The following is an 11,857-nucleotide window of genomic DNA, read 5'->3' on the forward strand; positions in this document are numbered from 1 at the left end:
ATATCGTTGTCTGTTTTCGTTCAAGCGAATGGGTGGTCGTCCGCGCCTTCAGTGCGCGGTCTTCACCATGTCCACCTGCGTTTCGGTAATGTCGTCGTGCAATATGCTGTCGAGCCGGTCGGCGACAAGCTGGTCGTCGCGACGGATCTCGCGTTTCCATGGCTGGCGGCCCTTCAGCACGCCCGATTCATCGACGATCTCGGCGACATATTCTTCCTGCCGATAGGCCATAACATGGACGCCAGAAACGCCTGATATTTCCTTCACCTCATTGATGATGTCGATGCAGAGCTGCTTGCCTTCTTTCTTCTGGTCCTGGGCGCCTTCCAGCCGCTTGATGACCTGATCGGGAATATGGATGCCCGGCACGTTCGAGCGGATCCACTTGGCCGTCTTGGCCGAGGCGAGTGGGCCGACGCCAACCAGGATGAAGCATTTTTCGGTGTAGCCGAAGTCGCGCACCTTCTGCATGTAGGTGCGGAACATCGGCACGTCGAAGCAATATTGGCTCTGCACGAATTGCGCGCCGGCGGCGATCTTCTTGCCCAGGCGATGCGGGCGGAAATCGATCGGTGGCGCGAACGGATTGATCGCAGCACCGAGGAAAAGCTGCGGCGGCGTCGTCAGCTTGCGGCCGGACAGGAACTTGCCATTGTCGCGCATGATACGGCAGGTTTCCAACAGCGACATGCAGTCGAGGTCGAACACTGGCTTGGCGCCGGGCTGGTCGCCGGCCTGCACGCCGTCGCCGGTGAGGCACAGCATATTGGCGACACCCATCGCGGCACCGCCCAGTACGTCGCCCTGGATGGCGATGCGGTTCTTGTCGCGGCAGGCGATCTGCATGATCGGCGCGTAGCCCATGCGGGTGAGCAGTGCGCAGATGCCGACCGACGACATATGGCAGTTGGCGCCGGACGCGTCGACGGCGTTGATGGCGTCGACCCAGCCGTCGAAGATTTTTGCCCTGTTATAGACGTCTTCCGGATCGGCGCTGTCGGGCGGATTGAGCTCGGTCGTCACCGCGAATTCGCCGCGCCGAAGCACGCGTTCCAGCCGGCCGCGCGAAGTGTGGCCGGGCAGGGGCTCGAGCGGCAGGTGGATACCGGCCGGGTTCTCGTCGCGCTGGCGGCCGATCATGCCGATGCCCCGGTTTTTGCCGCCCCATTTTTGGCGGCGGCGGCTGCTTCACGCGCGGCGGCGGCCTGCGCGGTCACCCGCAGCCAGGCCGAGGTTTCGCGCAGCGACTGGTCGACCGGCTTCTGCACCGTCAGGATCCTGTCGCCATGCACCATGTTCTGCGAGCCTTCCCAGGCCTTGACCCAGACGCAGGGCATATCAGGCTCGACCTCGCAATTGCCGTTGGCGCGCACGCCGCCGCAGGGGCCGTTGCGCAATTGCTTGGGGCAGTTCATCGGGCACGACATGCCGGTCGACGACAAGATGCACTGGCCGCACATGCGACAGTCGAACATGAAGCCCTTGACGCGCTTCTCGACGAATTTGATCGGCCCTTCGACGCGGCCGTAGCCGATGCCCTTCCACAGGGGATGGAGGAGCAGGAACATGTCGGCGAATTTTGCATAGAACCATTCGAGCAATCGCGAGTGCCGCACAGACCACAATCTAACCGCGAAGGAACGCTGTACGCGCCGCTGCGGCGACACGTCGGCCGGCTTGTAGTCGGATTTCGGCGCTGCCTTCTTGACCAGAGTGGCCTGGGTAACCGCCGGGTTGGTGTCAGACATTTTCTTTGCCGCCCGCCTTGACCAGAGCGACCAGCCGCTCGCGGTCGTATTTGGTGTCGATGTCGTTGAACGCCTTCTCGACCTCGGCTTCGAGGTCGTCGCCGACCGGAATGGGATCGGCCTTGCGCCATTCGGCCAGATAGTCGTCAGTGCCGCCGGCGCCGGTGCGCATGGCGCACATGTCGATCGCCTCGGTGAAGCGCAGCGGCAGTTCGCGCTTGGCGTTCTGCCGACCCTTCTTGACCATGATCTGGGCAGGAATGTCGCGCCAGTAGACGACGATCAGATCGGCCATGAATTCTCACTCCCGTAGAGCGCTGTGCGTCCACTTGGACGCACAAAGGACGCTCTACCACCTCAATCTGCTGCATCGTGCTTTCCGAAGATCGATTCCGATTTTCGGGCTGATGCAGTATCGGAGCATTGCCGGAAGCGCAGTTGGGCCGCTTGTTATGGGACGACGCGCGCGCATTCAAAAGCGACGCATTTGGATGTCGTAAAATGAAAGGTGCGTTTATTCGTCTGCGGCGCGTGCCGGCGGCAGATTGGACGCGTTGGAGAAGCCGGCGCGCGGCATGCGGATCCGGGCGAAGGAAGCGTTACCAGATGCCGGTTCTCAGGCCGGTCCAGAGGTAGAACCAGATCGTCGGGTGATACCATTGCTGCGATGGCAGGCCCGGGTCGAAGGTGGTGAGTTTTCCGGCCAGCACGTCGCTGACCGCCTCGACGCAGATGTCGCGCGAGAACGCGGCCTGCCGAAGGGCATAGCTGGAGATGGTGTCGCCGCGTTTCGGCTGACCGTGCACCTGTTTCAGCACGCCGCCCGTGTCGACGCCGGCATCGACCAGATGCACGGTGGTGCCGAAATTCTGCGGATCGCCTGATGTCAGCGCCCAGTAGCCGCCATTCATGCCGCGGTATTTCGGCGTGATGCCGGCGTGATAGTTGAGCACCGGGCAAGGCATCCTGGCCAACATGTCTTTCGACAACAGCCTGCAGCCGTTGAGCAGGACAACGCCAGGCTGGATCTTCTCGATCGCCTCGAGGCACTCCGGCCCGTTGGCGGAAGCAACATGGATGATTTCCTGGCCTCGCCGCGGCTCGACCTCCAGCTTTTCTTCGGCAATCAGCCGGGCGGCATGGCTGGCGAGAAGCCGTTTGCCGAGTCTGCTGAGCACCATCGTGCCAAGTTGACCCACGGCGGAGATCCAACCCTGACGGCGAGCCCGACCACGAAGCAATTGCTTTTTGGATTCAGGCGTTTCGAGGACGACGCTGACAGGGCCGACGCGGTCGGCAATCGCGTTGATGATAGCCCAGACATGCTGGCCTCCTCCGGTGACGACCACGATCCGCGTACTGGATTCTGATGCTGCCATGGATCTTGCCCCCTCCAAGCAACCCGTTCTCGACAATGGGCGGGATGCTAGGGCGTCCGGGTTAATCCTTGGTGATCAGCTCTTCGATACACGCTCAGCGCTTGAACTCGATGATGTCGAGCTTCGATTCATAGTACGGCGCCGGGAATTCGATGCGCCATGCCTTGGCGCTGTTGCGGAAGGCATAGCCGACCTGGTCGGTTTGCGGGCCGCTGCCATAGGGTTTTGCCGGATCGCTGTTGACATAGAAGGAGCCGAGATAGATCGCACGTTTCTCGCCATCGTCGAAGAAACGGCCCTTGGTGCGCTGTGAGCCGCTGATCTTTTCCAGCCGCCAGCCGGAACCGTCGTCGGTCACCTTGCATTTGAACCAGCCATAGATGACGAGCGGCAAAGATCCGCCGGCCTTGATCGTGCGGCACTGCCAGTTGCCGGTCAGGTCCTTGTCGGAGAAGGCCACCAGCGGTTTTGCCAGCAAGGTATCGAGTTGCTTGACCTCGGCCGGATCTCCCGCTTTCGCCTCGGCGAGCGCCACCTTGCGGGTCTCGCCATATTTGTCGAGCCGCGCCTTGTCTGCGGCGGTGATGAGTTTCTGCACCTCGCCATCGCCAAGGGCGGGAAGAGTGCAGCAGAGCAGGCCGACAAGGGCGAACAGCGGGCGAAGTGTCATAGGAGGCCTCCCGGTTGAAGTCTGGCGCAGCGCCGGCTGGTGCATAATCTATCGGGTCGCTGGCGCCTGTCATCCGTGCTTAACAGCGTCACGGTCAAAAATCATGGTGTGACGAATGCGAATCTTGCTGACGGGGTCGTCGGGTTGGTTGGGCAGCGCTTTGGCGCCGCGTCTGCGCGCACTTGGGCACGACGTCACCGGGCTCGATCCTGTGCCATCGGCAGAGACCCACATCGTCGGCTCAATCGCCGATCGCGACCTTGTCATGCGGACAGTTCGGGACAACCGGATCGAGACGATCATCCACAGCGGCGCGCTGCACAAGCCCAACATAGAGAGCCGCGCCAACAGCGATTTCGTCGCCACCAACGTGCAAGGCACGCTCAACCTGCTCGACGCGGCGGTGGCGGCCAGCGTGCAGCGCTTCGTCTTCACCTCGACGACCTCGCTGATGATTTCGCAGGCGATACGCGACGGGTTCAGCGGTGGTGCGCGCAAGGCGGCCTGGCTGACGGAGGCGATGTCGCCCGAGCCACGCAACATCTATGGCGTCACCAAGCTTTCGGCCGAGCATCTCTGCCGCCTCTACCATATCCAACATAGGCTGCCGGTGGTCGTGCTGCGCACGGCCCGCTTCTTTCCTGAAGCCGATGACATGGCGCATGCGATCGAGCAGTCGGATGCCAACACCAAGGCTAATGAACTGCTGTTTCGCCGGTTGACGGTCGAGGACGCGGCCGATGCCCACATCCTTGCGCTCGAAAAGGCGCCACAGCTCGGCTTTGATATTTTCATCGTATCGGCGCCAACGCCGTTCCGGCCCGATGATTGCTCGGCGCCGATTGCCGATGCCCCGTCGGTCGTCGCGCGCTACTTTCCGGATTTTCCGGCCCTCTACGCGCGAAAAGGCTGGACGATGTTTTCCTCCATCGACCGGGTCTACGACGCGTCGCGGGCGAGGGACAGGCTGGGTTTCGTCTGCAAGACGAGCTTTGCCGATGTGCTTGCGGCGCTGCGGGCGGAAGAGGACGTTGCCTAGCCGGTGACCGCTGCGGCGTGCGCCATTCCGGCCGTCAGGTCGCCATAGCCAGTGGCGCGGCGCTCATAGACGAGACCGAGCATATTGGCGGCCTTTTCGGCGACCTTGTCGAGCTCCGGATCGTTGGTCTGGGCAAGGTAGATCAGCTTTTCGTAGTTGCCGAAATAGTCCTTGATCAGCTCGGGGTGCTTGTCGAGGCCGAGCGGTTTCATGAAGAAGGCGTCGAACTGACGGCAGAGGAAGTCGGTCATGTAGAACGACATCATGTCGTCGTCGGCAATCTTCGCGTAGGCCTCCATGCCTTGATAGAAGGCGAAGCAGTGCGGACCGGCCATGCGCTCGACGCCATGCTTCTCGCAGATGCGGTCGAGGAGGCCGCCGGTGCCGCAATCGGCATAGCCGACGAAAATGTTGGTGTAGCCTTCCGCCTTGGCCTTTTCGATCGCCTGGTCCATGGCAGGGCCGATGCGGTCGGGATAGAAATGGAATTCCGCCGGCAGGCAGGTCAGGTCGAGGTGGTCCAGTCCAAGCTGTTCCTTGACGGCCAGAACTTCGCGCGCAATCATCCCACAGGCGATAACGAGCAGCCTGTCGTCTTGATTCGGTTTTGTTTTTTGCGTCTTGGCCATGGAACCCGTCGAGCCGGCCTTCGTTGCTGTGGCGCTAATTTATCTGTTGAGGGAGACATCGTCCATGAAACTGCTACGCATCACGCCGATTGCCATCCTGGCCTGCGCCTTGGCCCTTACGGCTTGCGCGAACACCGTCCGTGGCGTCGGCAGGGATGTCAAATCAACGGCCAAAGCAGTCGAGGATACCGTCACCAAGCCCTGATCCGCGCGCGGCCACGTTCATCATCTGGGAACAAAAAAGCCGCGCTGCAAGGCGCGGCTTTTTCTTTTGTCCATGCCTAATTGGCCAATCAGGCCGAAGCCCGCACATTGTGCTTGCGCTTCATGTAATCCTTGGCGGTCTCGACCGCCACCGCCGCGTCGCGGCAATAGGCATCGGCGCCGACGGCCTTGCCGAATTCCTCGTTTAGCGGCGCGCCGCCGACCAGCACGACATAGTCGTCGCGGATGCCCTTTTCCTTCATCGTGTCGATGACGACCTTCATATAGGGCATGGTCGTGGTCAGCAGTGCCGACATGCCGATGATATCGGGCTGATGCTGCTCGATCGCATCGAGATATTTCTCGACCGCATTGTTGATGCCGAGGTCGATGACGTCGAAGCCGGCGCCCTCCATCATCATGCCGACAAGGTTCTTGCCGATGTCGTGGATGTCGCCCTTGACCGTACCGATGACCATCTTGCCCTGCTTCGGCGCGCCGGTGGCGGCGAGCAGCGGACGCAGGATGAACATGCCGGCCTTCATCGCATTGGCGGAAAGCAGCACTTCGGGAACGAACAGGATGCCGTCGCGAAAATCCTCGCCGACGATGCGCATGCCTTCGACCAGCGCCTCGGTCAGCACCTTGTAAGGCACCCAGCCGCGCTCGAGTAGGATGTTCGTGCCTTCCTCGATCTCTTCCTTCAGCCCGTCATAGAGATCGTCGTGCATCTGCTGCACCAACTCGTCGTCGGAAAGTTCGGAAAGGATGATCTCGTCGTCGGACATTTGTATCGAACTCCTGCCGGCATCGCGACTGCGTCGCAAGGCACAAAATATTCACGGTCATTCCTAACCCGCTGAGGGCATGTATCCATAGCTGATTTGCGACTTCCCGCAAAAGGAAAGCGACCGCAAATCTCTTGGAATTCTTGTCGATTTTGCGACAGGTGTTGGCGCTGGCGGGCCGTTTCGAATAGGGTGCATGGCTACGATCTGGCAAGAAGCGGCGAGAGGCAGCCGCTATGGATTCCAGACAAGAACAGATTCAGGGAAGAACCACCATGAGCGAACACGCGGCAGTCGATCAGGAAGCGTCAAACGCGCGACGTGGGCGCGGCGCCAGCGGCGGGGCTGCTGCCCGGCGGGCAGCACGTTCGGGCGGCGGTCCCGGCACGCAGCTCACCTACATCAAGCGCAAGATCAACGTTTATGAGGTGCTGGACGAGGAAGGCCTGGCGCTGATCGAGAAGAATACCGACACGGTGCTAGAGGAGATCGGCATCATCTTCCGCGACGACGCCGAAGCGCTGCAATTGTGGAAAGAGGCCGGCGCCGACGTCAAGGGCGAGCGCGTGCACTTTCCGAAGGGGCTCTGCCGTTCACTGCTCAAGACCGCCCCGCCTGTCTACACCCAGCATGCCCGCAATTCCGAGCGCTCGGTGCAGATCGGCGGCAATGCCACGGTTTTTGCGCCAGTCTATGGACCGCCCTTCGTGCGCGACCTCGATGGTGTCAGGCGCTATGCGACGATCGAGGATTTCCGGAATTTCGTGAAGCTCGCCTATATGGCGCCGTCGATCCACCATTCGGGCGGCACGGTGTGCGAGCCGGTAGACGTGCCGGTCAACAAGCGCCATCTCGACATGATCTACAGCCACATCAAATATTCGGACAAGCCGTTCATGGGCTCGGTGACCGCGCCGGAGCGCGCTGAAGACACCGTCGCCATGGCCAAGATCGTGTTCGGCGACGATTTCGTCGAGAACAACACGGTGCTGACCAGCCTGATCAACGCCAACTCGCCGATGGTGTTCGACGAGACCATGCTCGGCGCGCTAAAGGTCTATGCGCGCCATAACCAGGCCTGCATCGTCACGCCGTTCATCCTTGCCGGCGCGATGAGCCCGGTGACGGTTGCCGGCACGCTGACGCAGGTTCTGGCCGAAGTGCTGGCTGGTGCTTCGTTCACGCAGCTGATCCGGCCGGGCGCGCCGGTGCTTTTCGGCACCTTCGCCTCGTCGATCTCGATGCAGTCAGGCGCGCCGACCTTCGGCACGCCGGAGCCGTCGCTGGTTTCCTATGGCGCCGCACAGCTGGCGCGCCGTCTCGGCCTGCCGTTCCGCACCGGCGGCTCGCTCTGCGCGTCCAAGGTTCCGGATGCACAGGCGGCCTATGAAAGCGCCAACACGCTGAACTCGACCATCCTGGCCGGCACCAACTTCGTGCTGCACTCGGCCGGCTGGCTCGAGGGCGGGCTCGCCTCCTGCTACGAAAAGTTCATGATGGACATCGACCAGCTCGGCATGACGCAGAAGTTTTCCGAGGGCGTCGACCTGTCGGAAAACGGCCAGGCGATGGATGCCATCCGCCAGGTCGGGCCGGGCAGCCACTATCTCGGCTGCGACCACACCCAGGCGAATTTCCAGACCGCTTTCTACCGCTCCAACATCGCCGACAACAATTCCTACGAGCAGTGGCTGGCCGAAGGCGAGAAGACCGCGCCGCAGCGTGCCAACGAACTCGCCCGCCGCTGGCTGGAAAGCTACGAGGCGCCTCACCTCGATCCGAGCATCGACGAGGCCTTGAAGGACTTCATCGCCAAGAAGAAGGGGTCGATGCCCGACGCCTTCACTTGAAAGGAGCCCGAGTCAGGCGGGGCTAAAGTCGCCAACATCATCCATAAGGAAGTCTGGCGGAGCGCGTTCTCCGATCCGGTCAAGAAGGAATGATTGCGCCCGCCGCCGGCAGCGTTGACCGTATTGCTGCGGCGCTTCTCGCCAACGGCCTTGTTCTTCGTGGCGGTTTCAATTTTGCATCAGGCGAAGCGCCGCCAACGGGATCATCGGGCGCGGCTGCAGCGGCCGTCTTGCTGGTCGGGCAGGCGGGTGCCGCGCCTTGGTCGCATTTCCTGCGTTGGCGCGAAAAGCAACCGCAGAAAATCCCCAATCCGCTCGACACCTGGTCGCGCGAAGTGATCGGTGCCGTGGCGGAGACATTCGGGGCGCGGGCCGTTTCGCCTTCCGACAAGCCTTATCTGCCGTTCCAGCAATGGGCGATGCGGGCGGAGGGGCTGAGACCGTCGCCGCTCGGCATCCTCATGCATCCGCGATACGGGCTCTGGCACGCCTATCGCGGCGCGCTGCTGTTTGAGGACGCGCTTCCGGTTCAGGCCGCTGAGGCAGCGCCCTACCTTTGCGATACCTGTGTCGAAAAACCCTGCCTGAAATCCTGCCCGGTCGACGCCTACTCGGCGCAAGGGTTCGCCTATCAATCCTGTCTGGCGCATGTGCGAGGGGTGAATGGCGAGCCGTGCCGCAGCGGCGGCTGTCTTGACCGCAATGCCTGTCCCTATGGCACGGCCTATCGCTATCCACAGGAGGTCCAGGCGTTTCACATGGCGGCATTCGCGGATCTGTAATTCGCCACGCAATCCTGCACGAAATGTTGACGGCCAGGCTCAGGGAACGCCTTGCCGGATCGGCTTGGCGGGATATGTATCGCGCGACAACGGAACGGAGCGGGCGATGACGAAACAAGACCTTCAGATCCGGACCAGGGATGGCGTGGCAAGGGCGGGTCTGTTCCGTGCGGCAAACGCATCTTCGGCCAAGGCCGGCGTCATTCTCTATCAGGACGCTTTCGGTCCGCGGCCGGCGCTCGATAGCATGGCCGAGCGGCTGGCGAATGAAGGTTATTCAGTGCTGCTGCCGGACCTGTTCTACCGCAACGCGCCTTACGGGCCGTTTGACGCCAAGACCGCCTTCGTCGAGGAAAAGACCAAGGCGGCGCTGACGGCACTGGTCACCGGCACGACGCAGGAGATGACCATCAGCGACAGCGCTGCATTCCTCGACGCACTGGCTGCCGAGGGCGTCACCGGACCGGTCGGCACAGTCGGCTATTGCATGGGCGGCGGTCGAGCATTGAATGCCGCCGCAACTTATCCCGACAGAATAAAAGCGGCCGCGAGTTTCCACGGCGGCAATCTGGCCAGCGACGCCGCCGACAGCCCGCATCGCAAGGCAGCCTCCATCAAGGCGCGGGTCTATGTCGGCACATCCGGTGTCGATGGGAGTTTTCCGCCGGAACAGTCGGCGCGGCTGGCCGAGGCGCTCAGGGTGGCAGAAGTCGACCATGTGCTGGAAAACTATGCCGGCATGGCGCATGGCTGGTGCGTGCCCGATCATCGCGTTTTCAATGCCGCGGGCGCCGAGCGCCACTGGAAGCGATTGACGACGCTGTTCGCGGAGACGCTCGTCTAGTGCCGGGATTCACGGCCAGGTCAGAAGATGCCTGAGCGCACCGTCATAGCGACGTGGCCTATTCCATTGATCGCACAGATCGCACTGCGCCATGCGATTACGACCGCACGACCGATGGGACGAAGAATGAGCGGCGGCGGCAGATGATTTTCACCTTGCCGCCGCCGTACCCAGGCAGCGCCTACTAGCTCTGCTCTTCCGCGGCGGTTCTTGCCTGTTGGCTGTCTGGACCGTTCGCGGTATCAGGCAGCACAAATGGCGTGGCCCCCCGATGAGCGGGGCGAGCGGGAACGAATAGCCTGATGCAATCCTATGATGTCGTGATCATCGGCGCCGGTGCCGCCGGAATGATGTGCGCCTTGGAGACGGCCAAGCGCGGCCGTTCGGTGCTGATCCTCGACCATGCGGCAATGCCCGGCGAAAAAATCCGCATCTCAGGCGGCGGCCGGTGCAATTTCACCAACATCCACACCAGCCCGAAGAATTTTCTCTCGGGCAATCCGCATTTCTGCATTTCGGCGCTCAGCCGCTACACGCAGCGCGATTTCATCGCGCTCGTACAACGCCGCCGCATTGCCTACCACGAGAAGACGCTGGGGCAATTGTTCTGCGACGGCTCCGCACGCCAAATCATCGACATGCTGGTCTCGGAAATGCAGGGCAGGGGCGTGGAACTGGCCCTGTCGACCAGCGTCGCGGATGTCCGCAAAACCGCCGAGGGGTTTATGCTCACCCTCTCCACCGGCACGGTCACTTGCCAGTCCGTTGTTGTAGCCTGTGGCGGCAAGTCGATCCCCAAGATGGGGGCGACCGGTTTCGGGTATGAGCTCGCCGAACGGTTCGGCCTTGCCGTTGTCGAAACGCGGCCGGCGCTGGTGCCGCTGACCTTCGACGCAAACACGCTCGAGCGGTTGGCGCCCCTGGCTGGCAACGCCGTCGACGTGGAAGTCGCCTGCGGCAGGACGCGGTTCGCCGAAGCAATGCTGTTCACGCATCGCGGCGTCAGCGGACCGTCCATCCTGCAGATATCGTCCTATTGGCGCGAGGGCGACGAAATCCGTATCGCCATGCTGCCGGGAGTCGATGTGGCGGACCTCATTCGCACCGCCAAGCGCGGCAATGGACGACAGGCTGTGCAGACGGTGCTGGCAAACCATCTGCCGAAGCGGCTTGCGCAGTCGATCGCCGAGCGAACCGGGATCGACGGTAACCTCGCCGATCTTTCCGACGCCCAGATCAAGACCGTCGCCGCTGCGGTCAATGAATGGCGCATCAAGCCGGCCGGTTCAGAGGGCTACCGCACCGCCGAAGTGACACTGGGCGGGGTCGACACCAACGGACTCGACCAGAAGACCATGCAGGCAAAATCCGTGCCGGGCCTGTTCTTCATCGGCGAAGCCGTCGATGTCACGGGTTGGCTGGGCGGCTATAATTTCCAGTGGGCGTGGTCGTCGGGCTGGGTGGCGGGCCAAGCGGCTTAGGACCCATTACTTCTGTACCTTCGCCCGAGCACCCGCCGGCGCTTTCTGCTTCTTTTTGGCCTGGTTGTAGTCGATGGCGGCCCGGACAAGGTCTTTCAGGGCGCCCTCATCGAGCTTGTCGCCCTCAAGGATATCGATTGCCCGCCACACCTTGCCGCCAAAACCGTTGTTGAACAGCTTGTCGGGGTCCGGCAGGCTTGCGCCATGGGAAAAGGTGAGCTTAACCTTGTCCTTGTGGGCGTTGCCGACCACGATGTTTCCGTCGAGGCACCAGACCGGGCTGCCCATCCACTTCCATTCCTCGACGATGTCCGGGTCGGCTGCAAGGATGGTCTTGCGGATGCCGGCGAGCGTCTCGCCGCGCCAGTCCTTGAGGCCGGCGATCAGCTGGTCGATCTGTTCGGATGGGTTCATTGGGTGCCTTCCTGTGCCTCGACGGTGTT

14 protein-coding genes are annotated in these 11,857 nt (G+C 62.2%); 6 read left to right on the forward strand and 8 right to left on the reverse strand.

Annotated features, from left to right (window positions below):
- Nucleotides 1-48: 48 nt before the first annotated feature.
- The 5 genes from NKJ06_RS11195 to NKJ06_RS11215 form a co-directional block, all read right to left on the reverse strand.
- The gene (locus tag NKJ06_RS11195) at nucleotides 49-1,140 is read right to left on the reverse strand and encodes a methylenetetrahydrofolate reductase (RefSeq protein ID WP_352633069.1); all 1,092 of its coding nucleotides are present in this window, start codon (nucleotides 1,138-1,140) and stop codon (nucleotides 49-51) included.
- Nucleotides 1,137-1,748: a methylenetetrahydrofolate reductase C-terminal domain-containing protein gene (locus NKJ06_RS11200; protein ID WP_352633070.1), complete on the reverse strand. Its 612-nt coding sequence runs from the start codon at nucleotides 1,746-1,748 to the stop codon at nucleotides 1,137-1,139. The genes NKJ06_RS11195 and NKJ06_RS11200 overlap by 4 nt, the downstream gene beginning before the upstream one ends.
- Nucleotides 1,741-2,043, reverse strand: a complete 303-nt coding sequence (locus NKJ06_RS11205; protein WP_352809791.1) for a virulence factor — start codon at nucleotides 2,041-2,043, stop codon at nucleotides 1,741-1,743. The genes NKJ06_RS11200 and NKJ06_RS11205 overlap by 8 nt, the downstream gene beginning before the upstream one ends.
- Nucleotides 2,044-2,347: 304 nt before the next feature.
- Nucleotides 2,348-3,127, reverse strand: a complete 780-nt coding sequence (locus NKJ06_RS11210; RefSeq protein ID WP_352633071.1) for a formyl transferase — start codon at nucleotides 3,125-3,127, stop codon at nucleotides 2,348-2,350.
- Nucleotides 3,128-3,221: 94 nt separating this feature from the next.
- Nucleotides 3,222-3,797 (reverse strand): DUF4893 domain-containing protein, encoded by a 576-nt coding sequence (locus NKJ06_RS11215; protein WP_352633072.1) that lies wholly within the window; start codon nucleotides 3,795-3,797, stop codon nucleotides 3,222-3,224.
- Nucleotides 3,798-3,912: 115 nt separating this feature from the next.
- On the opposite strand from NKJ06_RS11215, the gene NKJ06_RS11220 reads away from it, so the two are divergent.
- Entirely contained in the window at nucleotides 3,913-4,836 is a 924-nt protein-coding gene (locus tag NKJ06_RS11220) for an NAD-dependent epimerase/dehydratase family protein (RefSeq protein ID WP_352633073.1), read from the forward strand.
- On the opposite strand, the gene NKJ06_RS11225 is transcribed toward NKJ06_RS11220, so the two are convergent.
- On the reverse strand, nucleotides 4,833-5,465 hold the full coding sequence (locus NKJ06_RS11225; protein WP_352633074.1) for a DUF1638 domain-containing protein: 633 nt from the start codon (nucleotides 5,463-5,465) through the stop codon (nucleotides 4,833-4,835). The two genes, NKJ06_RS11220 and NKJ06_RS11225, sit on opposite strands and share 4 nt — an antisense overlap.
- 64 nt (nucleotides 5,466-5,529) lie before the next feature.
- Here NKJ06_RS11225 and NKJ06_RS11230 point away from each other — a divergent pair, with 64 nt between their 5' ends.
- Nucleotides 5,530-5,670, forward strand: coding sequence for an EncA/B family entericidin (locus NKJ06_RS11230; RefSeq protein WP_352633075.1), 141 nt, complete (start codon nucleotides 5,530-5,532; stop codon nucleotides 5,668-5,670).
- 88 nt (nucleotides 5,671-5,758) lie between these two features.
- Here the strand turns inward: NKJ06_RS11230 and NKJ06_RS11235 are convergent, their stop codons facing one another.
- On the reverse strand, nucleotides 5,759-6,457 hold the full coding sequence (locus NKJ06_RS11235) for a cobalamin B12-binding domain-containing protein (protein WP_126069400.1): 699 nt from the start codon (nucleotides 6,455-6,457) through the stop codon (nucleotides 5,759-5,761).
- A gap of 275 nt (nucleotides 6,458-6,732) precedes the next feature.
- On the opposite strand from NKJ06_RS11235, the gene NKJ06_RS11240 reads away from it, so the two are divergent.
- The 4 genes from NKJ06_RS11240 (at nucleotide 6,733) to NKJ06_RS11255 (ending at nucleotide 11,414) form a co-directional block, all read left to right on the forward strand.
- Nucleotides 6,733-8,307 (forward strand): trimethylamine methyltransferase family protein, encoded by a 1,575-nt coding sequence (locus tag NKJ06_RS11240; protein ID WP_352633076.1) that lies wholly within the window; start codon nucleotides 6,733-6,735, stop codon nucleotides 8,305-8,307.
- Between the two features lie 89 nt (nucleotides 8,308-8,396).
- Nucleotides 8,397-9,089 carry a 4Fe-4S dicluster domain-containing protein gene (locus tag NKJ06_RS11245; protein WP_352633077.1) on the forward strand — a complete coding sequence of 231 codons (693 nt, stop codon included), beginning with the start codon at nucleotides 8,397-8,399 and terminating at the stop codon, nucleotides 9,087-9,089.
- Nucleotides 9,090-9,195: 106 nt separating this feature from the next.
- Nucleotides 9,196-9,933 (forward strand): dienelactone hydrolase family protein, encoded by a 738-nt coding sequence (locus NKJ06_RS11250; RefSeq protein WP_352633078.1) that lies wholly within the window; start codon nucleotides 9,196-9,198, stop codon nucleotides 9,931-9,933.
- A gap of 302 nt (nucleotides 9,934-10,235) precedes the next feature.
- Nucleotides 10,236-11,414, forward strand: coding sequence for a BaiN/RdsA family NAD(P)/FAD-dependent oxidoreductase (locus NKJ06_RS11255; protein WP_352633079.1), 1,179 nt, complete (start codon nucleotides 10,236-10,238; stop codon nucleotides 11,412-11,414).
- Nucleotides 11,415-11,420: 6 nt separating this feature from the next.
- Here NKJ06_RS11255 and NKJ06_RS11260 read toward each other — a convergent pair whose 3' ends face one another.
- On the reverse strand, nucleotides 11,421-11,828 hold the full coding sequence (locus NKJ06_RS11260; RefSeq protein ID WP_352633080.1) for a DUF1801 domain-containing protein: 408 nt from the start codon (nucleotides 11,826-11,828) through the stop codon (nucleotides 11,421-11,423).
- Nucleotides 11,829-11,857 lie beyond the last annotated feature (29 nt).

The organism is Mesorhizobium sp. M0293 (assembly GCF_040321735.1).
In the GTDB taxonomy this organism is placed as follows: Bacteria; Pseudomonadota; Alphaproteobacteria; order Rhizobiales; family Rhizobiaceae; genus Mesorhizobium.

What these genes read in the sequence shown, in the direction of transcription:
- NKJ06_RS11195 (WP_352633069.1), bottom strand. Translation starts at nt 1,140, where the DNA reads ATGATCGGCCGCCAGCGCGACGAGAACCCGGCCGGTATCCACCTGCCG.
- NKJ06_RS11200 (WP_352633070.1), bottom strand. Translation starts at nt 1,748, where the DNA reads ATGTCTGACACCAACCCGGCGGTTACCCAGGCCACTCTGGTCAAGAAG.
- NKJ06_RS11205 (WP_352809791.1), bottom strand. Translation starts at nt 2,043, where the DNA reads ATGGCCGATCTGATCGTCGTCTACTGGCGCGACATTCCTGCCCAGATC.
- NKJ06_RS11210 (WP_352633071.1), bottom strand. Translation starts at nt 3,127, where the DNA reads ATGGCAGCATCAGAATCCAGTACGCGGATCGTGGTCGTCACCGGAGGA.
- NKJ06_RS11215 (WP_352633072.1), bottom strand. Translation starts at nt 3,797, where the DNA reads ATGACACTTCGCCCGCTGTTCGCCCTTGTCGGCCTGCTCTGCTGCACT.
- NKJ06_RS11220 (WP_352633073.1), top strand. Translation starts at nt 3,913, where the DNA reads ATGCGAATCTTGCTGACGGGGTCGTCGGGTTGGTTGGGCAGCGCTTTG.
- NKJ06_RS11225 (WP_352633074.1), bottom strand. Translation starts at nt 5,465, where the DNA reads ATGGCCAAGACGCAAAAAACAAAACCGAATCAAGACGACAGGCTGCTC.
- NKJ06_RS11230 (WP_352633075.1), top strand. Translation starts at nt 5,530, where the DNA reads ATGAAACTGCTACGCATCACGCCGATTGCCATCCTGGCCTGCGCCTTG.
- NKJ06_RS11235 (WP_126069400.1), bottom strand. Translation starts at nt 6,457, where the DNA reads ATGTCCGACGACGAGATCATCCTTTCCGAACTTTCCGACGACGAGTTG.
- NKJ06_RS11240 (WP_352633076.1), top strand. Translation starts at nt 6,733, where the DNA reads ATGAGCGAACACGCGGCAGTCGATCAGGAAGCGTCAAACGCGCGACGT.
- NKJ06_RS11245 (WP_352633077.1), top strand. Translation starts at nt 8,397, where the DNA reads ATGATTGCGCCCGCCGCCGGCAGCGTTGACCGTATTGCTGCGGCGCTT.
- NKJ06_RS11250 (WP_352633078.1), top strand. Translation starts at nt 9,196, where the DNA reads ATGACGAAACAAGACCTTCAGATCCGGACCAGGGATGGCGTGGCAAGG.
- NKJ06_RS11255 (WP_352633079.1), top strand. Translation starts at nt 10,236, where the DNA reads ATGCAATCCTATGATGTCGTGATCATCGGCGCCGGTGCCGCCGGAATG.
- NKJ06_RS11260 (WP_352633080.1), bottom strand. Translation starts at nt 11,828, where the DNA reads ATGAACCCATCCGAACAGATCGACCAGCTGATCGCCGGCCTCAAGGAC.